The sequence below is a fragment of the Erwinia plantamica genome (assembly GCF_043420595.1).
GTDB classification, from domain to species: Bacteria; Pseudomonadota; Gammaproteobacteria; order Enterobacterales; family Enterobacteriaceae; genus Erwinia; species Erwinia aeris.
The window spans coordinates 52,361-78,220 of sequence record NZ_JBGCUC010000001.1; the positions used below are offsets into that span (position 1 = coordinate 52,361).

A 25,860-nucleotide genomic window follows, 5' to 3' on the forward strand; every position below is an offset into this window, starting at 1 on the left:
TTTCTCCCCTTTCTCCGTTAATCAACGCACCGCGTCGTCAGGCAACAACCCTGTCGAATATAATGACATATTTTACGCCATTTATACTATACATCGAGAGTTATTTAGCCCTGACTTATAGTAGTCAGCGTAAACATTGGGTAATGTTGTTACTCCCAGGTAAAAAAATGTCGCTATGAATAAAATAGTATTCGTTGAGGACGATCGGGATGTGGGCGAACTTATCGCCGCCTACCTGAAGCGTCATGATATTGAAGTGATCGTAGAAAGCCGTGGCGACCGCGCCGAAGCCACCATTGAGGCCGCCATGCCGGATCTGGTGATGCTGGATATTATGCTGCCCGGCAAGGACGGCATGACGTTGTGTCGCGATCTGCGCGCCAGCCAAACATGGTCCGGCCCGATTGTGCTGCTGACCTCGCTGGACAGCGATATGAATCATATTTTATCGCTGGAGATGGGCGCCAACGACTATATCCTTAAAACCACGCCGCCTGCGGTACTGCTGGCGCGCCTGCGGCTGCATCTGCGTCAGGCCGCGACGCACAGCGGCGACGAGGCGGTGATTGCTCCGGCCGTGAGCGCACAGAAAACCCTGCGTTTCGGCACGTTGACCGTGGATGCCGTTAACCGCCAGGTCACGCTGGGCGGCGAAATCATCGCTCTTTCCACCGCTGACTTCGATCTTCTGTGGGAGCTGGCGACGCATGCCGGTTCGATTCTTAACCGTGATGCCCTGCTGAAAACGCTGCGCGGCGTGAGTTACGACGGCATGGACCGCAGCATCGACGTGGCGATCTCACGCCTGCGTAAAAAGCTGCTGGACAGCGCAACCGAGCCTTATCGCATTAAAACCATCCGTAATAAAGGCTATCTGTTTGCGCCACACGCCTGGGATACGCAATAAAAATCGTTCGTCTGGCGGATGTCGGTAAAATTTTGTTCTGCCGATCCGTGTAAGGACGATTGTGCAAAAGGCAGCCTTTTTGTTCTGCCGATCCGTTCAAGGACAATCGCGCAGCAGGTAGCCTTGTTTCCGACATCACCAGCCGGGGCATGTAACCGAAACAGCGGCTCAGCACTTTAATAAAACCGAATAAACCTGTGACAAGGCCCACCGAAGTGGGTCTTTGCGTTTTCAGTGGTAAAATCCGGTATGGCCCGGAGGGCCAAAATGCTGAGCCGCGCTCCGTGGAAGCGGCGGTGGCCCTATATGTTGACTGCCGCTGCCTGCTGTCCCTGGCGCACCAGCATGATGATGCCGGTCTGATGATGGGCTGGAATGATGATGCGTGCCGTCAGCCACTACGCAGCCAGCCAGGGCTGCGCTTCCCAATACTATGAGCAAACCTGATATTACTTTTTTTACAAACATAATCTTTTCCGGTTAAGTAGCACCCGCTCTGAATATGGCTGGGATTTTATACCAACGTTAAATGCAAAGGGAGTTTTACAGCATTCTTCAAATTTAATGCCCAGGATCAATTTAATACAGAAAATTTTTTCTGGCATGAGAAAACATGACACAAAAGCGAACACCCAAGGACATGCATCACTTTTTAGCGCCAAAATCCTTCTTTTCCTGTTCTGAAACCAGACGTTATAAGTTGATGATACCGTGAAAACAGATAAGCCTTTTCAACTTCTCCATAGGGTGAAAGAGGATTTATGCAAAGACACATTAACACATTCCAATTAAATAACTTTTTTGAAAATAAAAATAAAATAACCGCTATAAAAATAGCTATAAGTTCCAATATTAATAATTAAGTAAATCTGTTTTTGGAGAGAAATTCGTTGGGATTTTAAAGAATGTCTCTTTACAATCACCAGAGAAAAACACATAGTATTTTTATCTAATTCCCCTTCAGAAACGGCCTTATTTTAACTATCTTACCGGTAAGCTATTTCAATGGATAAAAGGATGAGTTATGGATAACTACTTAGCGAGAGCCCCCTTCACCCGTTACTTCCTTACAATGGCAGACCTTGAGGCACGGCAACTTTCAAGACTTGCTGCCCAACTGGCGGATCGCCACCTCAGAAATACAGCTGTAAGAATGGATTTCAGAGACAATATACAAAATTTTATCGTTCATCAGTTACAAACTATCCGAACCGCCCGGCAGGATCGTCTCTGCCAGCAATCTCTCAATAATCTGAAGCAGGAAAGAGCGTTTCTGGAAAGTCAGGATCGCCAGCTAAGCATGGGTAATGCTAAAATCGTTGCGACCGCTCAGTTAAGGCAGGAAAATGGAATATGGGGTTATGTAATTAATGGTGTTGGCGTAGTACTGAGTGGGTTTCAGATTGTTGCGGGTGGTGGGATATTAGCGGCTTCGATTGGATCGGGCAACATTATTGGAGTTGCATTTGGTGGTATGCTCGCCTTACTCGGTCTTAACGCATTTCAGGAAAGCATTTCTGACTTTTTTGATGGTAAAAACGATCGTATTGGTGATTTAAAACAAGGTTATATCTACGCGGTGAAACTCCCTGGCTTCGATAGCAGAACCGGCAGGCTTGCATATAGCTATATGGATTTATTCTTATCAGCTTATGGTATGTCGCGACTGATTATGAAACCAGAAGCATGGAGGCTGTTTCACTACCTGAGATCGGATTATGTGCGGAACATTAAGAACATGTCACGAACCGACCTTCTGATTGAAATTGCAAGTGATGCCATGACAATTAAATCAATTCATGGTGAACATCATAACTAGCTGTTATTCCTGATAAACAGATATGCCTTGGCACCCAACTTTAACGGTGCCAGAAACCAGAAAACAATCAAAGTAAAAATTAATGTTAAAAAGGTTGATAAAAAATCAGACTGTCCTCTGATAAAATAAGCCCCTCCAAAATAAAAAAGCACAACTAAAAGAAATATTACACATCCAATAAACCTTTTCCTTAAGTCAATCAGCAGCGCCTGATACGTTGTTGTATCTTGTTCAACCCGATGTTTGAGCAAAGCAATTTCCCTGGCACTAAACCCCTGCTCTGAAAGTTTTTCTTCCATTTCAATATTTGTCATCTGTCATCCTTACTTGACGTTATCCCCATCAGTTATAATAACGCGCTCGATGCAAAGGGCAACACAAAACCCCATTTTTCCGGGGCTATAACTGTACTATCAATAAGCTGTCCATGCTGAAACAGGGGTTCGCCGAATGTATAGCGGCGGTATTCATACTATAAAATTATCTCCCCCCGAGTTTTATACGTTAAGGGAGCAGAAAAAGCTTACGGGATATTTTCCAAAAATTTCCGTGACTCTTCAGCGGCGCGGATTTTGCACCACAAGGATATACAAGCTTTATTTTGTGTTCGTCTCCGGATCGAAGCGTGGTAGCCAAACCTCTCACTATCGGGACTCTGGAACATCTATCCGGGACAGAGCCGTGAGGCGAGCAGGGTTTTATCGCCGCCCATATCAGACAAGGCATACATTTTACCTGCTGGAGGCTATCTGCCGACGCAGGCCCGGCTTTCATTGCTAATCGGAGGATGCAGAAATGGTTTACACCGTCTGCTCACCGTGAATAAATGCACTGGGCCGAACTGTTGAACAAGCGCACAGGGGGATTACGTCCTGCCCCCACAGTGCCCTTTCAGCCATCGCGATATAGCTAAATTTATGTTTTTAGGTAAAAAAAAATGAAGAAGCTGTTTATTCAGTTTTATCTGCTGCTGTTTGTCTGTTTTCTGGTCATGGCGATGCTGGTGGGGCTGGTGTATAAATTTACCGCCGAGCGCGCCGGGCGAGAGTCAATGGATGACCTGATGAAAAGCTCGCTCTACCTGATGCGCAGCGAGCTGCGGGAAATCCCGCCCCGCGACTGGAATAAAACCATCGATAATCTGGATCTTAACCTCTCTTTTAAGCTGCATATCGAGCCGATGAACAAATATCAGCTGGATGCGCCTACCATGCGCCGCCTGCGCGCGGGCGGGATCGTCGCCCTTGATGACGAATACACTTTTTTACAGCACATTCCGCGCAGCCATTATGTGCTGGCCGTGGGGCCGATCCCTTACCTCTTTTTCCTGCACGAAATGCGCATCCTGGATATCGTGCTGCTGGCCTTTATCGGCATTTCGCTGGCGCTGCCGGTGTTTATCTGGATGCGGCCGCACTGGAAAGACATGCTGCGGCTGGAGTCGGCGGCGCAGCGCTTCGGCCAGGGCCATCTGGACGAGCGGATCCATTTTGATAACGCCTCCAGCCTGTTGCGGCTCGGCGTGGCCTTTAATCAGATGGCGGACAATATCAATACGCTGGTGGTCAGTAAAAAGCAGCTGATTGACGGCATCGCCCATGAGCTACGCACGCCGCTGGTGCGCCTGCGCTACCGGCTGGAGATGAGCGATAATCTTAGCGCCAGCGAAGCCGCCGCGCTGAATCGCGATATCGGCCAGCTGGAGTCGCTGATTGAAGAATTGCTGACCTACGCCCGCCTGGACAGGCCAAAGGTCGATCTGCATCTTCAGTCGCTCGATCTGGCTGCCTGGCTGAGCGAACGGCTGGACGATATCCGCATGGTGCATCCCGAATTTACCCTGGAGCTGGATACGCCGCAGCGTCAGAACCTGGGCGTGGCGGACACGCGGCTGATGGAGCGAGTGCTGGATAACCTGGTCAATAACGCGTTGCGCTATGCCCGGCAGCGCCTGCGCGTCGGGCTGTGGTTCGACGGCGATACCGCCTGCTTGCAGGTAGAGGATGACGGGCCGGGCATTCCACTGGCCGAGCGCGAACGGGTATTCGAGCCTTTCGTGCGTCTTGACCCCAGCCGCGACCGCGCGACCGGCGGCTGCGGGCTTGGGCTGGCGATTGTGCACTCGGTAGCGCAGGCCTTTGGCGGCACCGTGACTATCGACGCCAGCCCGCTTGGCGGCGCAAGCGTTCGCTTTTGCTGGCCGGTTGATTTACCCTTAACGCCTCCTCGCGCTGTCTGACAGCGCCATGACTAAAAGGATATCTATGTCATCCGCCTATGCAAATCTGACCCGAACCTTTACCCGTCTTTCCCGCTTCGGCCATCTGTCAGCCATCGCCGGCTGGGATATGATGACCATGATGCCGCCCGGCGGCAGTAGCGCACGCGGCGCGGCGCTGGCCGAACTGAGCGTGCTGCGTCATGAAATCCTGACCGATAAAGCCGTGGCGCAATGGCTGGATCAGGCTGCCAATGAAACCCTGAATGACGTGGAGCGCGCTAACCTGCGTGAGATGCGCCGCGCTTACGATCAGGCCGCCCTGCTGCCTGCCGCGCTGGTCGAGGAAAAATCTCTCGTCGGCGCCCGCTGCGAACACGCCTGGCGTCAGCAGCGCCCCGCCAATGACTGGCAGGGTTTTGCCGCTAATCTGAAGGAAGTAGTAAAGCTGAGCCGGGCGGAAGCCGAGCTGCGCGCGCAGGCGAACGGCTGCTCCCGTTACGATGCGTTACTGGATCTTTATGAGCCTGGCATGACCGCCGCCAAGCTGGACAGCACCTTCGGCGAGCTGAAGCAGTGGCTGCCTTCGCTGCTGGCGCGTATTGTCGAGAAGCAGTCACGCCAGCCGGTTGCCGTACCGGTTGGCCCTTTCGCGGTGGAGTCGCAGCAGCTGCTGGGCAACGCGCTGATGAAGCTGCTTAATTTTGACTTTAACGCCGGGCGACTGGACGTCAGCGCGCATCCGTTTTGCGGCGGCGTTCCGGAAGATGTACGCATTACTACCCGCTACAACGCTAACGAATTTATCAGCGCGATGATGGGCGTGATCCACGAAACTGGCCACGCCTGCTACGAGCAGAATCTGCCGAAGCAGTGGGCCGGTCAGCCCGTTGCACTGGCCCGCTCCACCGCGATTCACGAGTCGCAAAGCCTTTTCTTTGAAAAGCAGCTGGGCCGCAGCACGGAGTTTTTGAGCCTGCTGCTGCCGCAGGTTAAAACGCTGATGGGCGACCGTCCTGAGCTGGAAGAAGCTAACTTTATCGCCCTTAACCAGCGCGTTAAGCCTGGTTTGATCCGCGTGGATGCGGATGAAGTGAGCTATCCCGCGCATATCATTCTGCGTTATGAGATCGAGCGTGCGCTGATCGAAAGCGAGATTGAAGTGGACGACATCCCGACGCTGTGGCAGGAGAAGATGCAGGCGCTGCTGGGGCTGGACACGACCGGCAACTATCGCGACGGCTGTATGCAGGACATTCACTGGACGGACGGCTCGTTCGGCTATTTCCCTACCTACACGCTGGGTGCCATGTACGCGGCACAGCTTTTCAACAGCGTGAAAAAGGCGCTGCCGCAGGTGCACAGCGATATCCGCGAAGGAAATCTGCAACCGATCTTTGACTGGCTACAGCAGAATATCTGGCAGCACGGCAGTCGTTTCACCACCCGTCAGCTGATTGAAAACGCCACCGGCGAAGATCTTAATCCGCGCTTTTTCCGGCAGCATCTGGAAAACCGCTACCTGTAACCAGTCCGCAAGCCCGTCGCGCCGGCGGGCTTTGTACAATCGGTAACACGCCGATACCAATCACTCACGGAAAGCCCGCCGCCCTTCCCTTATAGTCTCTTCACCGGCCCCGCAGTGGGCTGAAAAATGAAATAACACTTTGAGGGTTGTGCAATGAAAAAATTATTCGCTCTGGTTGTAGCCGCTGCTATGGGTATCTCTTCAGTTGCTTTTGCTGCTGAAACCACCGCCGCGCCAGCCACTACCGCACCGGCTGCTTCTACTACCGCCGCGCCAGCTCATGCCGCTAAGCATCACAAAGCGCACAAGAAAGCCGTGCAGAAAGCGCAGGCAGCTAAAAAACACAAGAAAGCCGTTAAACAGCCGGTAGCCCAGAAAGCTCAGGCAGCCAAGAAGGCCCACAAGAAAGCCGTTAAGCCAGCTGCACAGAAAGCGCAGGCTGCCAAGAAAGTACACCACAAAAAAGCGGCTAAACCAGTAGCGCAGAAAGCGCAGGCCGCCAAGAAAGTGCACCATAAAAAAGCAACCAAGCCAGTAGCGCAGAAAGCTCAGGCCGCCAAGAAAGTACACCACAAGAAAGCCGCTAAGCCAGTAGCGCAGAAAGCTCAGGCCGCCAAGAAAGTACACCACAAGAAAACCGCTAAGAAAGCCGCCGCGCCTAAAGCGTAATTGCCGAAGCAAGCCTTCAACTTAGTCTGTTCACTTAAACACCCGGTTCAGCCGGGTGTTTTTTTCCTGGAGTATCGGATGATGGTGCGCCGCTATTTATTCGAAATTATCCTGGTCTGTATGATTGTCTGCGGCGCTATCGCCTTTAGCTTCTATCTTTAATACCCGTAGCCTGCTGATTTATAAATTAAACTTCCTTTTTACCGCCAGCCGACTATAGTTATTACCACCTGCGGTTTTTAATCTCCATTCAGAGAGAGACATGCGCCTGAAAGCTTTTTTTTTAATGGGATGTTTAGCCCTTTCATTTTGTAGCCACGCCGGTGACGACGACGCACAGGATGTCAGAACGCTGTTTTTCGGCAAAGACGATCGCCACCCTGTCAGCGATACCGCCAGCCAGCCGTGGGAAGCAATAGGCCAGCTGGAAACCGCCAGCGGCAACCTGTGTAGCGCCACCCTGATTTCGCCTCATTTAGCCCTGACTGCCGGCCACTGTCTGCTGGCGCCGCCGGGCAAAATCGATAAAGTCGTTGCGCTGCGTTTTATCGGGCATGATGGCGACTGGCGCTACGAAATTCACGATGTGGATACCCGGGTCGATCCCGCTTTAGGCAGAAAGCTTAAGGCCGACGGCGACGGCTGGATCGTGCCTTCATCGGCCGCACCTTACGATTACGGGCTGGTCGTACTGCATAATCCGCCTTCCGGCATAACACCCGTGCCGCTGTTTGACGGCAGCCGCAGCGATCTGACCGCCGCGCTGAAAACGCAACAGCGTCGGGTAACTCAGGCGGGCTACCCGGAAGATCATCTTGATACGCTCTATTCACACAGCAACTGTCTGATTACCGGCTGGGCGCAGAAAAATGTGCTGTCGCATCAGTGCGACACCCTGCCTGGCGACAGCGGTTCGCCGCTCCTGCTAAAAAGCGACAGCGGCTGGCAGCTGATTGCGGTACAAAGCTCTGCACCGGCGGCAAAAGATCGTTACGAAGCGGATAACCGCGCCATTGCCGTCACCGCTTTCCGGGACGGCCTGGAAACGCTGGCGCAGGAATAAAGGGATAAATGAATGCCGTCGGTTTGCGGCATTCAGGCAGGTTTTTAAGCTGTGCTAGTGAATATCCTTTTTGCCTTTTCTCCAGCCGGATGCAGCAGGCAAAGCCGCTCACCAATCCTTAACGCGTTTTTACTGCTAATTCTTTTAGCAACAGCTATTTAAGTTTAAGAGCGTCCGCTGGCCTGTATTGCCAGCGGACGAGTTAATCTCAGAGCACTATCTCATCCATTGCCTGCTGAATACGCTTTTCCGAAACCGGATAAGGCGTGCCCAGCTGCTGAGCGAAATAGCTGACGCGCAGCTCTTCAATCATCCAGCGGATCTCTTTTACATCCTCATCATCGCGGCGAACCGGCGGCAGCTTGTTAAACCACCCCTGCCAGGCCTGCTGAACTTTCTCTATCTTGACCATTCTGGCGCGGTCGCTGTGCGGATCGACCGGCAGCTTTTCCAGACGGCGCTCGATAGCCTGCAAATAGCGAAGGGTGTCGGCAAGCTTGTTCCAGCCGTTGCCGGTAACGAAACCGCGATATACCAGGCCGTTCATCTGCGCTTTGATATCGGAAAGCGCCAGCGCCATCGTCATATCCACGCGCCCTTTCAGCCGCTTGTTGATAGCAAACACCGCCGTCAGGATCTGCTCGACCTTTTTGGCTATTTCCACCACGGTTTCGTTCAGCTCCGCTCGCACTTTTTCATGCAGCTGGCGGAAGCCCTCTTCCTGCCAGGTCGGGCCGCCATATTCGGCAATCAGCTTGTCCACGCCGCAGGCGATGCAGTCATCTATCAAATCCAGCACTTTGCCATAAGGGTTAAAGTAAAGCCCTAGCTTGGCTTTGTTCGGCAGCTTTTCATGCAGATATTTAATCGGCGAAGGGATATTGAGCAGCAGCAGCCTGCGCTGACCGCGCCACATCGCTTTTTTCTGCTCGTGCTCGGAATCAAACAGCCGGATCGCCACGCTCTCTTTTTCATCCACCAGCGCGGGCCATGCCTTCACGCTGTAGCTGCCGCGCTTCTGCTCGAAATGGTCTGGCAGATCGCCGAAGCTCCAGATATGCAGGCCGCTCTGCTCCAGCCCGTCATCCGCCACCAGCGACAGCGTTTCCTGCACTTTGGCCTTCAGCTGCTCTTTCAGCGCGGCGAGATCGCGTCCTTCCGCCAGCTTGCGGTTATGTTCGTCCACCACGCGGAAAGTCATTTTAAGATGATCGGGCACCTGATCCCATTGCCAGGCCTCACGGTCGATAGTGACGCCGCTCATCCGACGGAATTCGCGCTCCAGCGCGTCCACCAGCGGCAGCTCCAGCGGCGTGGCGCGCGCCAGAAAAGCGTCGGCGTAATTCGGCGCGGGCACAAAGTTACGGCGTAACGGTTTTGGCAACGACTTAATCAGCGCGATAACCAGCTCCCGCCGCACGCCGGGGATCTGCCACTCGAAGCCTTTTTCCTCAACCTGATTCAGCAGCGGCAGCGGGATATGCACCGTAACGCCATCCGCATCGGTTCCCGGCTCGAACTGGTAGCTCAGCTTCAGCTTCAGGTTGCCCTGCTGCCAAAAGTTAGGGTAATCCAGCTTGCTGATGTTCTCAGCGCCTTCGCGGATCAGCATCTCTTTAGCAAAATTAAGCAGCTCGGGCTGCTCGCGGCTCGCCTTTTTCCACCAACTGTCGAAATGCCGGGCGGAAATCACCTCGTGCGGAATACGCTGGTCATAAAAGGTAAACAGCGTCTCGTCATCCACCAGGATATCGCGTCGGCGCGATTTATGCTCCAGCTCTTCCACCTCTTCACGCAGTTTAAGATTGGCGCGGAAGAAGGCGTGACGCGTCTGCCAGTCGCCTTCCACCAGCGCGTGGCGGATAAACAGCTCGCGCGACAGCACCGGATCGATCGGGCCGTAGTTGACCTTGCGCGCCGCTACGATCGGCAGGCCGTACAGCGTGACTTTTTCACTGGCCATCACCGCGCCCTGGCCTTTCTCCCAGTGCGGCTCGCTGTAGCTGCGTTTAATCAGATGCTGCGCCAGCGGCTCGATCCATTCCGGCTCGATACGGGCGGCAATACGGCCCCAGAGACGGCTGGTTTCCACCAGTTCGGCGACCATCGTCCACTTCGGCGGCTTTTTAAACAGGCCGGAGCCGGGGAAAATCGAGAAGCGGGCGTTGCGCGCGCCGGAGTACTCCTGCTTCTCGACGTCTTTCTGACCAATATGGGAAAGCAGCCCGGTCAGCAGCGCGGTATGCACGCCCCGGAAATCCGCCGGTTCGCTGTTCAGCGGAATACCCAGCTCGCGCACCACCTGCCGCAGCTGGGTGTAGATATCCTGCCATTCGCGCACGCGCAGATAGTTCAGGTAGTCCGTTTTGCACAGGCGTCGGAACTGGCTGGACGACAGCGCTTTCTGCTGCTCCTGAAGGTAGTTCCACAGATTGACGAAGGAGAGGAAATCGGACTCTTTGTCGGCAAAACGGCGATGTTTCTCGTCGGATGCCTGCTGTTTCTCAACCGGACGCTCGCGCGGATCCTGGATAGAAAGCGCGGCGGTGATAATCATCACTTCGCGGGTACAGGCGTATTTCTGCGCCTCCAGCACCATTTTCGCCAGGCGCGGATCGACCGGCAGCTGCGCCAGCGAACGGCCGGAAGGCGTCAGCTTATAGTGCTGGTCGTCCAGGGTTATCGCGCCCAGCTCTTCCAGCAGCTTGACGCCATCCTGAATATTGCGTTTGTCCGGCGCTTCCACAAAAGGAAACGCGCCGATATCGCCCAAGCCCAGCGCGGTCATTTGCAAGATGACCGAGGCCAGATTGGTGCGCAAAATTTCCGGATCGGTAAAGGCCGGACGGCTTAAAAAATCCTCTTCCGAATAAAGGCGGATACAGATGCCCTCGGAAACGCGGCCGCAGCGTCCTTTACGCTGGTTTGCCGACGCCTGGGAAATCGGCTCAATCGGCAAACGCTGAACCTTGGTGCGGAAGCTGTAGCGGCTGATACGCGCCGTGCCGGGATCGATAACGTACTTAATGCCGGGCACGGTCAGCGACGTTTCCGCCACGTTGGTCGCCAGCACGATGCGCCTGCCGCTGTGCGACTGGAAGACGCGGTTCTGCTCGGCGTTGGAAAGGCGCGCATAGAGCGGCAGGATCTCCGTATGCGGCAGATCGCGCCGGTTCAGCGCATCGGCGGTGTCGCGAATTTCCCTTTCGCCGCTCATAAAGATCAGGATATCGCCACGGCTTTCCTGACCCAGCTCGTCCACCGCGTCAAAAATCGCCTGTAGCTGATCGCGTTCGGTGTCGTCCGCCTCTTCCACAATCGGCCGGTAACGCACTTCGACCGGATAAGTGCGGCCGGAGACTTCAATCACCGGCGCATGGTGAAAGTGCCGGGAAAAGCGCTGCGGATCGATAGTGGCCGAGGTAATGATAATCTTTAAATCGGGACGGCGCGGCAGCAGCTCGCGCAGATAGCCCAGCAGGAAGTCGATATTCAGGCTGCGCTCGTGCGCCTCATCAATAATGATGGTGTCGTACTGCATCAGCAGGCGATCCTGCTGGATTTCTGCCAGCAGGATACCGTCGGTCATCAGCTTGACCTGCGTCGTTTCGCTGACCTGATCGTTGAAGCGCACCTTGTAGCCCACGCAGCCGCCGAGCGAGGTTTCCAGCTCGGCCGCAATGCGATCGGCCACCGTTCTCGCCGCCAGACGACGCGGCTGGGTGTGACCAATCAGCCCCGTGATGCCCCGGCCCAGCTCCATGCAAATCTTCGGCAGCTGGGTGGTTTTCCCCGAGCCGGTTTCGCCTGCAACAATCACCACCTGGTGATCGCGAATAGCCTCGGCGATTTCCTGTTTCTTCTGGCTGACCGGCAGGTTTTCCGGGTAGCGGATGGTCGGCGTGGCCGCTTTCCGCAGCGCCACGCGCTGTTCCGCCGCGACGATTTCGCCGCTCAGCTCATCGGCTATCGCCTGCTGAGCCGCAGGGTTCTTCACTTTTTTTGCGCCGTGCAGGCGCTTTTGCAGCCGCTGACGATCTCTGAGCATCAGCGCGTCCAGGCGCGGCGCCAGCGTCGTTAAAGGCGTACGGGGAGTATCAGACATAAAAAAGCTCGCTAATCGCCAGCAGGCTGGCAAACAAAGTATGAATAAAAAATTTTGCGTATTGTAGCACAGACAACCACTTAGCTACGGCTGCGGCGCGCTAACCTTGTTCAGTAAATTCGAACACGGGCTTCAGAATATTGCACTATCCCTACGGCTGATTTGCCAATAGAGTGTAAGTCATTGAGCGGACACATCCGCATAACAAAGGAAATTCATTATGAGCAAAGTTTTAGTACTGAAATCGAGCATTCTCGCAGGCTACTCACAGTCCAACCAGCTGGCCGATCACTTTGTTGCAGAGTGGAAAGCGGCGCACAGCGGCGATGAGATCGTGATCCGCGATCTGGCTGCAAATCCGATTCCGGTACTGGACGGCGAACTGGTCGGCGCGCTGCGTCCTTCCGATGCTGCTCTGACGCCGCGTCAGCAGGAAGCCCTGGCGCTTTCCGACGAGCTGATTGCTGAAATTCAGTCTGTGGATACCGTTGTTATTACGGCGCCGATGTACAATTTCAACATCCCGACGCAATTAAAAAACTACTTTGACCTGATTGCCCGCGCCGGCGTAACTTTCCGCTACACCGAGAAAGGCCCGGAAGGTCTGATCGTCGGTAAAAAAGTAATTGTGATCACCAGCCGCGGCGGCATCCATAAAGATACGCCAGCCGATCTGCAAACGCCTTACCTGAAGCTGTTCCTGGGCTTCCTGGGTCTGAGCGACGTACAGTTCGTTTACGCTGAAGGCATGGCATACGGCCCGGAAGCGGCCACCAAAGCCAGCGAAGAAGCGAAAGCCACGCTGAACCAGCTGGTTAACGCCTGATCTTTTCCTCAGATCTCACCTGAAAAAGCAGCCGCCCGGCTGCTTTTTTATTGCCGCAGCGGCGCATCCTCGCCGTTTTTCAGCAGCGTCTGCACGTCTTTGTCCGCTTTAATCACGATTTCATGCTCGATTTTCACGTTCATATTGATGGTGATCGGCTCTTTTGGGGCAGCGACCTCAATACGGGGCACGCAGCCGCTGAGCAGCATCCCCGCGAGGATCGGCAGAGCTGTTTTCATTCGGTTTTTCCTTGTGCTGACAGCGTGGCGTGCTGCTCTGTCCAGGATTGCAAATTGTCGCCAAAGCGCAGGCTACGCCACAGCTGAAAAATATTTTCCTGCTGCGTGTAGTGCAGCGAGACGTGCTGATTTTTATCGCTGAAGCGGCTGGTGCCGTTGACCTGCGCCGTCATGGTCATCTCGCCTTTATTATCAATATTCAGCGTGGCCCGACTGCGGGAAATTTCCATATAGCGCAGCCAGTCCATCGCCGCGCCGGTGGCAATATTACCGGAAGCCAGCGCGTCGGCGAAATCTTTATCCAGCCGCAGCGTCAGCGGGCCGCTGTTGGTGATCCAGCCCTCTTTGACCAGCCAGGCAGAATTTTGCAGCCACAGCGGCAGCGCGCCGTCAACGCGGCCGGACATGGCGATTTTTTTCGGCTGAATGGCCGTTACCAGCTCGCTCATGCTGATAGCTTTCAGCCGTAGCGTGGCCGCTTCGGTTTGCGGTAGCTGAAGGCTAAGCAAACTCAGCTCGCCGCCCAGCACCTCCACCCCGACGTTGCTCAGGCGCAGCGGCCGGGCGGCGCTCCACGGATACCAGCCCTGAAGATCGGCGCGAATATTTTTTAGCGCAAACTGGTTTTTAATTGCCTTGATGCGCAGCGAAACCGGGCCTTTGGCGCCAAAGTACCACTGGCCCGCTTGCAGCCTGAACGGCAAAGAGAAATCGATGCCGGTAAACTGGTTATCCGGCGTGCGCACGCTGCCGTCGCTGACCACCCAGTGGCCGCCTGCGGCAAAACCCTGATCCGCCGCCGCTGAAAAAGCGACCTGAGCTTTCAGCGTGCCGCCGCGAACAGACATTTTCAGATCGTCGTTCAACAGTGACTGGAAAACCCTTAGCGACTGCTGCGGCCACCAGGCCTGGCCACGCAGCCGCGTACCGTCCCAGCGGCCCTGTATCCGTACCGGGCCGACCGGATCGGCGGTCAGTTTGCTCTTATAGAGGAAACGAGCGGGATCGCTACCGTTGAGGTCAAGCATTAACTCTGCGGGCGGCAGATAGCCGCCGCTGTCGAGGCTGGTGCGCTGCGCGTTGAGCCGCAAGCTTGCGCTAAAAGCAGGGGTTTTCTCGTCGCGTAGCCAGCGAACCGGCCTGGCCAGCGTTAGCCTGGGCGCGGCCATTGTTACCCCGCCGTAGCGAATTTGATCGAATCCGGTGGACAAAGAAGCGAGTTCAATCTGCCGATCCTGCCAGCTTCCACGCCCTTTTACATCCCATTTGGCCGCCAGCGGCGCCATCAGCCCGTCGCCCCAATAGCGCCACAGCCAGCGGCCTTTGTCCGGCCAGAATCCCGTGGCGCGACCGTCCAGATGCAGGCGGAACCGTCCCATCTGGTTATCGTGCGCGCTAAGAATGGCCTGTAGCCGCCCCTCGATGCCCGCTGAAGAGACCGCCACCCCGGAAAGCGGCCAGCGCGCTTCGTCCACCTCCAGCGTAGAGAGCAGACGCCCGCGCATCCGCAACAGCGCGCCGGGCTGAAGGCGCAGAACGGGATCAAGCAGCGGGCCCTGTAACTTGCCGGGAATGCCGACGAAAAAAAGCAGCTGCGCCAGTTTGCTCTCGCCCGTCAGGCGAAACGGCAGCTCGCTCTGCGTCCAGTCCAGATGGCCCGGCCCGACTGACAGCACGACATTGCCTTTGCCGCCGCGTCCCTGGGTCAGCACGTTGAGTCTCCCTGTGACTTCCATCCCCGGCAGCCCTTGCCGCCAGTCTTTTAGCGTCAGGGCCACACCGCCGGACACCGGTTGTGCGGCCCAGGGCCAGCGCCATTTGCCCTGGCTAATCGCAATTTGCTGCGCGGAAACCCGCCACGGCAGCAGCAGCAGCGGCTCCTCCAGATCCTGCGCCCTGAGGGTCAGCGTGCCGCTGTTCTGCTGCCAGTTGAGGCTGGCCCGCAGCGGCTGTGGAACGCTGGCCGTTTTCAGCGTGGCCGCCAGCTCGCCGCTATCCGGCAGCCGGTCAGGTATTTTCGGCAGCGTCAGCAAACCGTTCATGGTGATGGGATCGGTCATGCCCGCTACGCTAAGCGCCAGCGACTGTACATCCAGCTGCTGGCCCGCCAGCACGGCCCGTAACGAAAGGTTTTCGCCCTGCCAGTAAATAAGCTGCCGTTGGGGATCGAGGTTGAGCCGTAGCGCTCCCGCCCAGCTTTGCCAGGGAAGCAGGCTGACGCGCTCAATGGCAACGTCTGCTTTTGGCAGCATTGACTGCCACTCCGCCAGCGAACGCGGCGCGGCAGGCTGATCGCTGCTTGTCGACAGCTTGCTGAAACAGGCGCTGTTGACTTCAAGCAGCGTCGCGCCCAGCTTCCAGCGGCCTGCGGCGCTTCCCAGCGTCACGTTGCTCGCCCTCGCCAGCTCGCAGTCGCCTGTGCGATAGCGAAGGCCGGGCAGCCACAAGGCGCCTGAACGCCAGCGGGGGTTGCCATCCAGCCTGACCGTGGTGGCAGCGGGCAGCCAGAAGCCCGCCAGCCGCGGCAGCCACCAGCTCAGCGTCAGCAGTCCGGCGCCGCTTAAAACCGCAGCGGCCGCGATGGCGATAATAAATAGCTTCCAGCCCCGGCCCATACTTCAATCCATTCCTTACGTTAAGGCGTAAATCATGGCACGTCCTGCGCGCCGCGAGAAGATTTGAGCGGGTAATTATTCACCTGCCGAACAAATATTGCCTGCCATTGGCTGACTAGCCGTCCAATGCGAAGTATTGTTAAGGGAGAGCTGTCTGACGGATACAGGAGATCATGCATGAAACTTGCGGTATACAGTACCAAACAGTACGACCGGAAATACCTTGAGCAGGTTAACGAAAGCTATGGATTTGAGCTGGAATATTTTGATTTTCTGCTGACCGCACGTACCGCGAAGACGGCGGCTGGCTGCGACGGCGTCTGCATTTTCGTTAACGACGATGGCGGCCGCGAGGTGCTGGAGGAGCTGGCGTCGCTGGGCGTCAAATATATCGCGCTGCGCTGCGCCGGATTCAATAACGTGGATCTGGAGGCGGCAAAAACGTTGGGATTGAAAGTGGTGCGCGTGCCGGCCTATTCGCCTGAAGCCGTAGCGGAACACGCCGTTGGTATGATGATGACGCTGAACCGCCGTATTCACCGGGCTTATCAGCGAACCCGCGACGCCAACTTCTCGCTGGAAGGCCTGATCGGCTTCAATATGCACGGTCGTACCGCCGGTATTATCGGTACGGGCAAAATCGGCCTTGCCACGCTGCGTATCCTGAAAGGATTTGGTATGCGGCTGCTGGCTTTCGATCCTTATCCCAATCCCCAGGCGCTGGAACTGGGTGCCACCTACGTCGATATCAAAACGCTGTTCAGGGAATCGGATGTGATTTCGCTCCACTGTCCGCTAACGCCCGAGAATAATCATCTGCTGAATATGGCGGCTTTCCAGCAGATGAAAGATGGCGTGATGATTATTAATACCAGCCGTGGCGGCCTGATTGATTCTCAGGCGGCGATTGACGCGCTAAAAATGCAGAAGATCGGCTCGCTGGGTATGGACGTTTACGAAAACGAACGCGATCTCTTTTTCGAAGATAAATCTAATGACGTTATTCAGGACGATATCTTCCGTCGCCTGTCCGCCTGCCATAATGTTCTGTTTACCGGCCATCAGGCTTTCCTGACGGCAGAAGCCCTGACCAGCATTGCCGAGACCACCTTGCAAAATCTGCAGCAGCTGGAAAAAGGCGATCTCTGCGATAATGAGCTGACGGGCTAACGCCGGTTTTTAGCGGGCGCAGCTGCCGCTGGCCAGCGCGCTTTCGCCGCAGCGACGCCCGTTGGCCAGCTGGCACATGCCTACAGCACTTCCATCCAGCTGGCGCGAAAGCGCCAGCGTTCCCCCGGCGTCTGAACAGGCGCTGGCGGCCAGATCGGACATCACGACTTTAGGCGGCACGTGGGCGCTGGTAGCCTGCTGCGGCGGCTCGTTATCGTGGCTACAGCCGGTAAGCAGGACGCAACCAGCAAGCAGAAATATCGCTGCTCTCATCAGAAAACTCCGGAAGAAGGACTTGGGCGTGGGTCAGCATATGTCAGGATGCCGTCAGGGTCGAGCGCAGTCACGAATATTTACTAAATTAAAAATAATGAATGGCAATAGCCGCTGGTCTGATTTTACCAATAAGGTCATCAACGCAGACAGTAGTGACAGTGTCACCAGGATGAACCTGGCGCCCGCCTGAAGCTGAGCATAAGCGTGACGCTGTCACCTTCGTCGACTTTTAGCTGTTGGCATTACGTGCGTTGACACTAAAGCCTGGCTGAATAAATAGCGTAACGACCTGAAGGCTTAAGCAATTTATGGCATGATAGCTTTCTCTCTTCGGCAGCTAATCCTGTCGAACGGAAACGGCCTTACACCGGGTTTTATCTAAGGAGAATAAAATGAGCGACAAAAATGTGCGTATCGTGGCGAAGTTTACCGCCAGAGCAGGTAAAGCAGACGAACTGAAGAAAGTGCTAAACGCGGGCGTTAAGCCGGCACGCGCGGAAGAAGGCTGTATTCATTATGACCTGTACCGCAGCGTAGAAGACGGCAACGTGTTCCTTTTTCACGAAACCTGGCAGGACGCGCAGGCCGTAGAGACGCATGGCAATCAGCCGCACTTTAAAACGCTGATGGCCGATGCCGAACCTCTGGTGGCGCAGCCGCCGGAAGTGCTGAAGTTCTGAAGCAAGAACACCCTGTTCAGAGTGTTCCGGGCCTGCCGGCGCCGCTACTTCAAAAGTCGGGCGCGGCAGGTTTTCCCTTTGATTTTCACCTGCTGCAATTGCTTCATCACCTGGCGCGCGCTGCTCTGACGGATAGCGACATACGCCTGCGTTGGGCCAATATCGATTTTACCGATAGCGTCGCCGCTCAGCCCTGCCTCACCGGTTAACGCGCCCAGAATATCGCCAGGGCGGATTTTTGCCTTACGCCCGCCGTCCAGGCTCAGCGTCGCCATTTCCGCCGGTAGCGGACGAGGCGCCACGCTTTTCAGCTCCGACACGCTGCGCCAGCTCAGCTTCTGCTGTAAAAAGTCTTCCAGCGCGTGGGCGCGGATCATCTCGTCCGGCGCAACCAGACTGATCGCCAACCCTTCCGCACCCGCGCGGGCCGTACGGCCAATGCGGTGCACGTGCACTTCCGGATCGTACGAAAGCTGATAGTTGACCACCATTGCCAGCGCTTTAATATCCAGTCCGCGCGCGGCGACATCCGTAGCCACCAGCACGCGACAGCTGCCGTTGGCAAAACGGATCAGCACCTGGTCGCGGTCGCGCTGTTCCAAATCGCCATGCAGCGCCAGCGCGCTGATTTGCTGCCCTTCCAGCGCGGCGGCGATATCGTCGCATTCGCGTCGGGTGTTGCAGAACACCACGCAGGAAGACGGCTGCTTATCGCTAAGCAGGCCGATTAACGCCGGCAGTTTCTCTCGCGAGCCGGCTTCATAAAAAGTTTGCTCAACCGCTGGCAAATCGCTGACCACATCTGTTTCCACGCTCAGCGGATCGCGCTGAACACGCTGGCTAATCTTTGCGATATCCTGCGGCCAGGTCGCGGAGAACAGCAGCGTCTGACGCGCGGGCGGCGTGTGGCTGATAATGGCGTCGATATCATCGCGGAAGCCCATCTCTAACATGCGGTCGGCTTCGTCCAGCACCAGCGTACTTAGCTGGCCCAGCTGCAAGGTTTCACGCTTCAGATGATCCAGAATACGCCCCGGCGTGCCGACGACAATATGCGGCGCATGCACCAGCGAATCACGCTGGGCGCCCATCGGCTGGCCGCCGCACAGGGTCAGGATTTTGATATTGGCGGTAAAACGCGCCAGGCGACGCAGCTCTTTGGTGACCTGATCGGCCAGCTCGCGCGTCGGGCAAAGCACCAGCGATTGGGTAACAAACTGCGTGGCGTCGATGCGCTGCATCACGCCAAGGCCGAAAGCGGCCGTTTTGCCGCTGCCCGTTTTTGCCTGCGCGCGGACGTCGCGACCTTCCAGGATCGCCGGTAACGATGCGGCCTGAATGGGGGTCATGGTGTGGTAGCCCAGCTCGTTCAGATTGGCGATCTGGCTGGCTGGCAGGGAAGTCAGGGTTGAAAAAGCGCTCACAAATTACTCTCTGAAAAACCGGAGGGGAAATTGCCGCTGAGTGTAGCAGAAAAGCGCTGGCGGACGTTACTGCCGCGGAGGGAATTGTGTGCCGGGCCGACGAAGGGATGCACGGGCAGCAAAAGCAGCGGCTGAAAAAAGCAGGCGCGGCTTCCGCTGCACGGTTAACGACGGGGAGCGGCCTCCCCGGCTTACTCAGATATTGGTGACGTCGATAAACATCGCTTTATCAATGTTGGTAGAGGAAACCGTCGCTTCGGTAAAAGCGTACTCCTCTCTTTCGCCTTCGCGATCCAACGGCAGATTGACGAAATCGAACAGATTGCGATCCGCCAGCTGGCTTGGACTGACGTTTTGCAGCGATTTGAATACGCTTTCCACGCGTCCCGGCTCTTTTTTATCCCACTCGGCAAGCATTGCTTTAATCGCCTGACGCTGTAGGTTTTCCTGCGATCCGCAAAGGTTGCAGGGAATAATCGGGAAGTCTTTCTGCTCAGCATAGGCGATCAGATCTTTTTCGCGGCAGTAGGCCAGCGGCCGGATAACCACATTGCGGCCATCATCAGAACGCAGCTTGGGCGGCATTGCCTTCATGCGCGCGCCGTGAAAAATATTCAGAAACAGGGTTTCCACAATATCATCAAGATGGTGGCCCAGCGCGATTTTGGTGGCGCCGATGCGTTCTGCAAAAGAATAGAGCGTGCCGCGGCGTAGTCTTGAACAAAGCCCACAGGTGGTTTTGCCTTCGGGGATTTTCTCTTTTACAACAGAGTAAGTGTCTTTATCCACGATATAGTAAGGGATATTCAGGCTCTCGAAGTACTCTGGCAAAATATGCTCGGGAAAGCCAGGCTGCTTCTGGTCGAGATTCACGGCGACCACCTCAAACTTCACGGGCGCAACCTTTTGCAGACCCAGCAAAATATCCAGCATGGCAAAGGAATCTTTACCGCCGCTCATGCAGGCCATCACCACGTCGTTCTCTTCAATCATGTTGTAATCAATGATGGCGTTGCCGACGTTTCTTCTGAGGCGCTTTTGCAACTTATTGAATTCGAGCGTCTCTTTTCTTGTATCAGTCTGATTCATAAATACTTATTACGCCGAGCGGACAAACCGGCGGCGGGTTTCCTGGTTGAGCGTTGGACTGTCGCGGATTATACGGGTTTTTAACAGAGGTGGAAATATTCGGGAAGCGGTCGTCAGCTGCAAAAAAGGCCGGCGATGTTAACCGGCCTGGCCGTGCTACATATGCGGCGGCGGATCGGTGATGGGATCCGGCATATCAGGCGGCGGATCGGGCATCGGCTGCGGTGTTGGAATAGGATCGGGAATCGGTACGGGATCGGTCGGCACCGGATCGGAAGCTCTTGGTGTATCCATTACGTAGTCGGACAGCATATCTTCCTCCTCGAACATAAGGTGAACTGTAAGCATAGGCACCACCGCCAGCGCTGGCAAACGGGCAAAAAAAAGCCGGCTTACGCCGGCCTGTATGAATTAAAAATGCTATGCAGTAATTCAAAAAAGGAAGTAAGACAATATGGAGCGCAACGCCCATCGCTTGACGTTGCATTCACCTGCGAGAAAGAGTTTGCCCCAGCCGCCTGCTCCTTTTATTGATATCGATCAGCTTTATTGCCCCTTTTTGCGCTTTATCGCGGCAGAGTGGCGGTAAATTACAGCCATTTACGGCGACGTAACCACCAGGCAACGCCAAGCACCAGCGCCACTAACAAAAAGCAGAAGGTGGCAAAGCCGAAGCGCCACTCGCCGCCCGGGATGCCGCCAAGGTTGACGCCAAACAGGCCGGTGAGAAAGGTTGTCGGTAAAAAGACCATCGCCAGCAGCGACATGGTGTAGGTGCGACGGTTCATCGCTTCCGCCATCACCGTGCTGATTTCATCCGACAAGACTGCCGTACGCGCCACGCTGGCATCCAGGTCGTCCAGCCCACGCCCCAGCCTGTCGGCGATATCCTGCATGCGTCGTCGATCGTCATCGCTCATCCACGGCAGCCTTTCACTGGCGATACGCGAAAATACGTCGCGCTGAGGCGCCATATAGCGCCGCATAATAATCAGCTGTTTACGGATCAGCGCCAGCTCGCCTCTGGGCGGCACCTGCTGATCGACTACCGCATCTTCCAGTTCGATAATTTTATCGTGTAGGTCCTCAATAAACTCGCTGGTGTGATCGGTTAAGGCGTCGCAAACGTCCACCAGCCAGCCGCCGCCGTTGGTGGGGCCGTTGCCGTTTTGCAGATCGGTCAGCACTTCATCAATAGCGAACACCTTACGCTGGCGGGTAGAAACAATGAGCCGGTCATTAATAAATACCCGCACAACCACCAGCTGATCGGGACGCGATTCGGTGTTCAGGTTGACGCTGCGTAGCGTAATCATCGTTCCGTCGCCCAGTCGATTGACTCTTGGGCGCATACTGTCGCCGCCCAGGGCGTCCCGCACGGCGTCCGGAAGCAGCGGCGTGGACATCAGCCATTCTGCGCTTTCCCGGTGGGTGTAATTCAGGTGCAGCCAGCAGGGCTTGTCACAGTGAATTACGTCTTTATCATCAATCGGGATCAGTCCGCCCTTTCCGTCCAGCTGGCAGGAAATAATGGCGTCCGATACCTGTAAGGCCTTGCCTGCTATGCTTTCCACAACCTTTCCTCGCAGCATAATCAATGCGATACAGTCTAGCCTGCGCGAATGCCAATGCAAAACCTCCTTTCTGAGCACACAGGTTAAAAAGCGTGTCAGTGTGCAAATAAAACTCGATCCGCCTCACGATTCAGTCATCAACCCATCGCCGATGCTTGTTATTTGTTCGCCTTTAAGAAACTATCCTGAATGCTAATCAGGGTTGTCACTGTCTACGCAGGCAAAACCTGAACCGCTTATTTTCATGCCCGTGGCGAAAATAAGCGGTTCAGGTTTTTTTTTGGTTTTTTTCAGTTAAGACGAAGGTGCAGGGAGCGTTTTATGAACTATCAGCAGCTGGCCCAACAAATTCTGCAAGGCGTGGGCGGCCGGGAAAACATAGCGTCACTGGTACACTGCGCGACCCGACTGCGCTTCAGGCTTAAATCCGTAGCGCTGGCCGATACGGCCTCGCTAAAAAACAATCCGGGAATTATTACGATCGTCGAGAGCGGCGGTCAGTATCAGGTGGTGATAGGCAATCATGTCGGCGACGTCTATCAGGCGCTGTTGAGCGAAGGCGGCTTAAGTGAAGGCGAACAGGCTGCCGCTGCGCCCGTAAAACTGTCTCTCTTTAATCGTTTTATCGATATCGTTTCGGGCATTTTCACCCCGTTCCTTGGCGTAATGGCCGCTTCCGGCGTGCTGAAAGGCCTGCTGGCGCTGGCGCTGGCGATCGGGCTGCTGCAGGAGCAGAGCGGCAGCTATCGGGTTCTTTTCGTCGCCAGCGATGCGCTGTTTTATTTTTTCCCCCTCGTGCTCGGCTACTGTGCCGGTAAAAAATTCGGCGGCAACCCTTTTACGTCGATGGCGATTGGGGCTGCGCTGGTGCATCCCTTAATGCTGGAAGCCTTTAATCAGGCGCAAAGCGGCGAAGCGCCGCTCTCCTTTTTCGGCGTTCCTCTGATCCTTATCAATTACGCCTCGTCGGTGATCCCCATTTTACTCGCCGCCTGGGTCGCCAGCCTGCTGGAGAAAATGGTTAATTCGCGCCTGCCGGATGCCATCCGGAATTTTATTACGCCGCTGCTTTGTCTGGGGGTGGTGGTACCGCTGAGCTTTTTAGTTATCGGTCCGGTCGCCACCTGGCTCAGTAACCAGCTGGCTGACGGCTATCTGTGGATTTACGCCCTGAGTCCGCTGATCGCCGGGCTTTTCCTCGGCGGTTTCTGGCAGGTGCTGGTTATTTTTGGCCTGCACTGGGGGCTGGTGCCGCTGATGATTAATAACCTCAGCATGCATAGCCAGGACTTTATGATGCCGCTGCTGTTCGCCGCCGTAATGGGCCAGAGCGGCGCGACGCTGGGCGTGCTGCTGCGAACCCGCGATCGCAGGCTGAAAGGCATTGCCGCTTCCGCCTTTAGCGCCACCATTTTTGGCATTACCGAGCCGGCGGTTTATGGCGTCACTCTGCCTAACCGCCGTCCCTTTATCTTTGGCTGTATCGGCGGCGCGCTGGGCGCGGCGCTGATCGGTTTTTACCATGCCAGCGTTTATTCGTTTGGACTGGCCAGCATCTTTACGATTTTTCAGAGCGTGCCTAAAACGGGCATTGATATCACCGTTTATGCCGTGCTGGCAGGCGCCCTGCTGTCGCTGATTTTTGCGGCCGTCGCCACTTACTTTTTCGGTCTTGCTCCACAGCAGGAAACCGAAACCCTCGTCGATGCGACGCCGGAGCCTCCCCCGGAAAAGCTGACGCACACCTTTACCCTGACCAGCCCGCTAAGCGGCAAAGTAGTGCCGCTGGAACAGATCGCCGACGAAACCTTTGCCAGCGGCCTGCTGGGGAAAGGCGTAGGGATTGTGCCCGACTGCGGCCGTGTCGTTTCCCCACTGGACGGTCGCGTGGCTTCGCTGTTTCGCACCGGACACGCGATTGGCCTGATCGCCGAAAACGGCGTGGAGCTGCTGATCCACGTCGGGCTGGATACGGTACAGCTGAACGGCAACTATTTCACCGTTCACGTGGCGCAGGATCAGCCAGTGCGCCGTGGGGAGCTGCTCATTGAGTTCGATCTTCCGGCCCTGCGTGAAGCCGGCTATGACCTGACCACGCCCGTCATCATCAGCAACAGCGACGACTATCTTGACGTGCTTCCCGCCAGCGATCGGGAACAGGTAGCGGAAAACGGCGCGTTGCTGAAGCTGATTATGTAACTGCTTAAGGAGCAATTATGCATACATTTCCACAAAACTTTCTTTGGGGCGGCGCGATGGCCGCTAATCAGGTTGAGGGAGCATGGCGGGAAGGTGGTAAAGGCCTGTCGACCTCCGATCTGCAACCGCACGGCATTTTTGGCGAACGCGTTGCGCGCCAGCCGGGCGATTTTAACATCAAGGATATTGCCATCGATTTTTATCATCGCTATCCGGAAGATATCCGGCTGTTCGCCGAAATGGGCTTCACGGTGTTACGCATCTCCATCGCCTGGACACGCATTTTCCCACAGGGCGACGAGGAGCAACCCTGCGAGGCCGGACTGGCTTTTTACGATCGCCTGTTTGACGAGATGGCTAAATATAATATTGCGCCGATGGTGACGCTTTCGCATTACGAAATGCCCTACGGCCTGGTCAGCAATTACGGCGGCTGGGGCAACCGTCAAACAATTGTTTTTTTTGAACGCTATGCCCGCACGGTATTTGAGCGCTACAGGCACAAAGTAAAATACTGGCTCACCTTTAATGAGATCAATATGTCACTGCATGCGCCTTTCACCGGCGTAGGCCTGCCGGAAAACAGCAGCAGACAGGCGATATACCAGGCCATTCACCATCAGCTGGTGGCAAGCGCACGGGCAGTAAAAGCCTGCCATCAAATTGTGTCTGAAGGCAAAATCGGCAATATGCTGCTGGGCGGCCTGCTTTATCCTCTGACCTGCCGTCCTGAAGATATGCTCGAAGCGCTACAAAAAAATCGTGAATGGCTGTTCTTTGGCGATGTACAGGCGCGCGGCGCTTACCCACCCTATATGGCACGCTTTTTTAAACAGCAAGGTATCGAAATAGCTATCAGCGAGCAGGACAACATCGATCTGCGCGAACCCGTTGATTTTATCTCCTTCAGTTATTACATGAGCGGCTGCGCCACGGCGGATAAAACAGCGGCCCTGGCGCGTGGCAACGTGCTGGATATGGTGCCGAACCCACATCTTCCCGCCTCTGAATGGGGATGGCAGATCGACCCGCAGGGACTGCGGCTGCTGCTGAATATGCTTGCCGATCGCTATCAAAAGCCGCTGTTTATCGTGGAGAACGGCCTGGGCGCCAGGGATAAGGCAGAAGCGGATGGCGCAATCAACGACGATTATCGCATCGCTTATCTGAACGATCATCTGGTACAGGTGCGTGAAGCCATTAAAGACGGCGTGGAGGTCTGGGGCTATACCAGCTGGGGGCCAATTGATTTAGTGAGCGCCTCGAAAGCCGAGTTTTCCAAACGCTACGGTTTTATCTATGTCGATCGCGACGACCAGGGAAACGGTACGCTGGCGCGCAGGCCCAAAAAGAGTTTTTGGTGGTATCGCGAGGTTATAAAAACCCAGGGTGCCTCTCTGAGCCAGCGGTGAATAAATCCAGGCCGGACATGCTCAATCCGGAGGGCAGTTAACGCCTT

Annotated in this window: 21 protein-coding genes; 12 read left to right on the forward strand and 9 right to left on the reverse strand. The window is 55.6% G+C overall.

The features are described 5' to 3' along the window. The first annotated feature begins 175 nt into the window (after positions 1–175). Together rstA and AB3U87_RS00215 are read left to right on the forward strand one after the other, a co-directional pair. Complete coding sequence (gene rstA, locus AB3U87_RS00210) at positions 176–907, forward strand: two-component system response regulator RstA (RefSeq protein WP_301729502.1); 732 nt, start codon at positions 176–178, stop codon at positions 905–907. Positions 908–1,931: 1,024 nt separating this feature from the next. Beyond that, the gene (locus AB3U87_RS00215) at positions 1,932–2,726 is read left to right on the forward strand and encodes a DUF4225 domain-containing protein (protein ID WP_394148039.1); all 795 of its coding nucleotides are present in this window, start codon (positions 1,932–1,934) and stop codon (positions 2,724–2,726) included. Here AB3U87_RS00215 and AB3U87_RS00220 read toward each other — a convergent pair. Further along, positions 2,723–3,040, reverse strand: a complete 318-nt coding sequence (locus AB3U87_RS00220; RefSeq protein ID WP_394148040.1) for a hypothetical protein — start codon at positions 3,038–3,040, stop codon at positions 2,723–2,725. The genes AB3U87_RS00215 and AB3U87_RS00220 overlap by 4 nt on opposite strands. Before the next feature lie 623 nt (positions 3,041–3,663). Between AB3U87_RS00220 and rstB the strand changes: the two genes are divergently transcribed. The 5 genes from rstB (at position 3,664) to AB3U87_RS00240 (ending at position 8,204) form a co-directional block, all read left to right on the forward strand. Next, complete coding sequence (gene rstB, locus AB3U87_RS00225; protein WP_253453955.1) at positions 3,664–4,965, forward strand: two-component system sensor histidine kinase RstB; 1,302 nt, start codon at positions 3,664–3,666, stop codon at positions 4,963–4,965. A 25-nt stretch (positions 4,966–4,990) separates the two neighbouring features. Then, on the forward strand, positions 4,991–6,472 hold the full coding sequence (locus AB3U87_RS00230) for a carboxypeptidase M32 (RefSeq protein ID WP_301251684.1): 1,482 nt from the start codon (positions 4,991–4,993) through the stop codon (positions 6,470–6,472). 153 nt (positions 6,473–6,625) lie between these two features. Next, positions 6,626–7,141, forward strand: coding sequence for an acid resistance repetitive basic protein Asr (gene asr, locus AB3U87_RS00235; protein ID WP_253453951.1), 516 nt, complete (start codon positions 6,626–6,628; stop codon positions 7,139–7,141). Between the two features lie 81 nt (positions 7,142–7,222). Then, complete coding sequence (ydgU, locus tag AB3U87_RS22600; RefSeq protein ID WP_477181472.1) at positions 7,223–7,303, forward strand: small membrane protein YdgU; 81 nt, start codon at positions 7,223–7,225, stop codon at positions 7,301–7,303. A gap of 100 nt (positions 7,304–7,403) precedes the next feature. Further along, the gene (locus AB3U87_RS00240) at positions 7,404–8,204 is read left to right on the forward strand and encodes a trypsin-like serine peptidase (protein ID WP_253453949.1); all 801 of its coding nucleotides are present in this window, start codon (positions 7,404–7,406) and stop codon (positions 8,202–8,204) included. Positions 8,205–8,412: 208 nt separating this feature from the next. Here AB3U87_RS00240 and hrpA read toward each other — a convergent pair whose 3' ends face one another. Beyond that, the gene (gene hrpA, locus AB3U87_RS00245; RefSeq protein ID WP_394148043.1) at positions 8,413–12,309 is read right to left on the reverse strand and encodes an ATP-dependent RNA helicase HrpA; all 3,897 of its coding nucleotides are present in this window, start codon (positions 12,307–12,309) and stop codon (positions 8,413–8,415) included. Positions 12,310–12,529: 220 nt separating this feature from the next. Here hrpA and AB3U87_RS00250 point away from each other — a divergent pair, with 220 nt between their 5' ends. Next, complete coding sequence (locus AB3U87_RS00250; protein ID WP_253453945.1) at positions 12,530–13,135, forward strand: FMN-dependent NADH-azoreductase; 606 nt, start codon at positions 12,530–12,532, stop codon at positions 13,133–13,135. A 47-nt stretch (positions 13,136–13,182) separates the two neighbouring features. On the opposite strand, the gene AB3U87_RS00255 is transcribed toward AB3U87_RS00250, so the two are convergent. Together AB3U87_RS00255 and AB3U87_RS00260 are read right to left on the reverse strand one after the other, a co-directional pair. Beyond that, positions 13,183–13,374, reverse strand: a complete 192-nt coding sequence (locus AB3U87_RS00255) for a YnbE family lipoprotein (protein ID WP_253453943.1) — start codon at positions 13,372–13,374, stop codon at positions 13,183–13,185. Then, positions 13,371–15,989, reverse strand: a complete 2,619-nt coding sequence (locus AB3U87_RS00260) for a YdbH family protein (protein ID WP_394148045.1) — start codon at positions 15,987–15,989, stop codon at positions 13,371–13,373. Before AB3U87_RS00260 ends, AB3U87_RS00255 begins: the two co-directional genes overlap by 4 nt. Before the next feature lie 177 nt (positions 15,990–16,166). Between AB3U87_RS00260 and AB3U87_RS00265 the strand changes: the two genes are divergently transcribed. Continuing rightward, on the forward strand, positions 16,167–17,159 hold the full coding sequence (locus AB3U87_RS00265; protein ID WP_253453939.1) for a 2-hydroxyacid dehydrogenase: 993 nt from the start codon (positions 16,167–16,169) through the stop codon (positions 17,157–17,159). 9 nt (positions 17,160–17,168) lie between these two features. Here the strand turns inward: AB3U87_RS00265 and AB3U87_RS00270 are convergent, their stop codons facing one another. Then, the gene (locus AB3U87_RS00270) at positions 17,169–17,432 is read right to left on the reverse strand and encodes a putative hemolysin (RefSeq protein WP_125287660.1); all 264 of its coding nucleotides are present in this window, start codon (positions 17,430–17,432) and stop codon (positions 17,169–17,171) included. 395 nt (positions 17,433–17,827) lie between these two features. On the opposite strand from AB3U87_RS00270, the gene AB3U87_RS00275 reads away from it, so the two are divergent. After that, a complete protein-coding gene (locus AB3U87_RS00275) occupies positions 17,828–18,115 on the forward strand; it encodes a putative quinol monooxygenase (RefSeq protein ID WP_394148046.1) in 288 nt (95 codons plus the stop codon). 44 nt (positions 18,116–18,159) lie between these two features. Here the strand turns inward: AB3U87_RS00275 and dbpA are convergent, their stop codons facing one another. From dbpA to zntB, 4 genes are all read right to left on the reverse strand, one after another. After that, entirely contained in the window at positions 18,160–19,539 is a 1,380-nt protein-coding gene (gene dbpA, locus AB3U87_RS00280; RefSeq protein ID WP_253453935.1) for an ATP-dependent RNA helicase DbpA, read from the reverse strand. 195 nt (positions 19,540–19,734) lie between these two features. Beyond that, positions 19,735–20,628 carry a tRNA 2-thiocytidine(32) synthetase TtcA gene (ttcA, locus tag AB3U87_RS00285; protein ID WP_253453932.1) on the reverse strand — a complete coding sequence of 298 codons (894 nt, stop codon included), beginning with the start codon at positions 20,626–20,628 and terminating at the stop codon, positions 19,735–19,737. Between the two features lie 156 nt (positions 20,629–20,784). Beyond that, positions 20,785–20,940 carry a proline-rich small protein YnaL gene (ynaL, locus tag AB3U87_RS00290; protein WP_253453930.1) on the reverse strand — a complete coding sequence of 52 codons (156 nt, stop codon included), beginning with the start codon at positions 20,938–20,940 and terminating at the stop codon, positions 20,785–20,787. A gap of 278 nt (positions 20,941–21,218) precedes the next feature. Continuing rightward, entirely contained in the window at positions 21,219–22,202 is a 984-nt protein-coding gene (gene zntB / locus AB3U87_RS00295) for a zinc transporter ZntB (RefSeq protein ID WP_253453929.1), read from the reverse strand. A 321-nt stretch (positions 22,203–22,523) separates the two neighbouring features. On the opposite strand from zntB, the gene bglF reads away from it, so the two are divergent. Together bglF and ascB are read left to right on the forward strand one after the other, a co-directional pair. Continuing rightward, positions 22,524–24,401: a PTS beta-glucoside transporter subunit IIABC gene (gene bglF, locus AB3U87_RS00300; protein WP_253453927.1), complete on the forward strand. Its 1,878-nt coding sequence runs from the start codon at positions 22,524–22,526 to the stop codon at positions 24,399–24,401. A gap of 17 nt (positions 24,402–24,418) precedes the next feature. Continuing rightward, positions 24,419–25,813: a 6-phospho-beta-glucosidase gene (gene ascB, locus AB3U87_RS00305; protein WP_369894672.1), complete on the forward strand. Its 1,395-nt coding sequence runs from the start codon at positions 24,419–24,421 to the stop codon at positions 25,811–25,813. Positions 25,814–25,860 lie beyond the last annotated feature (47 nt).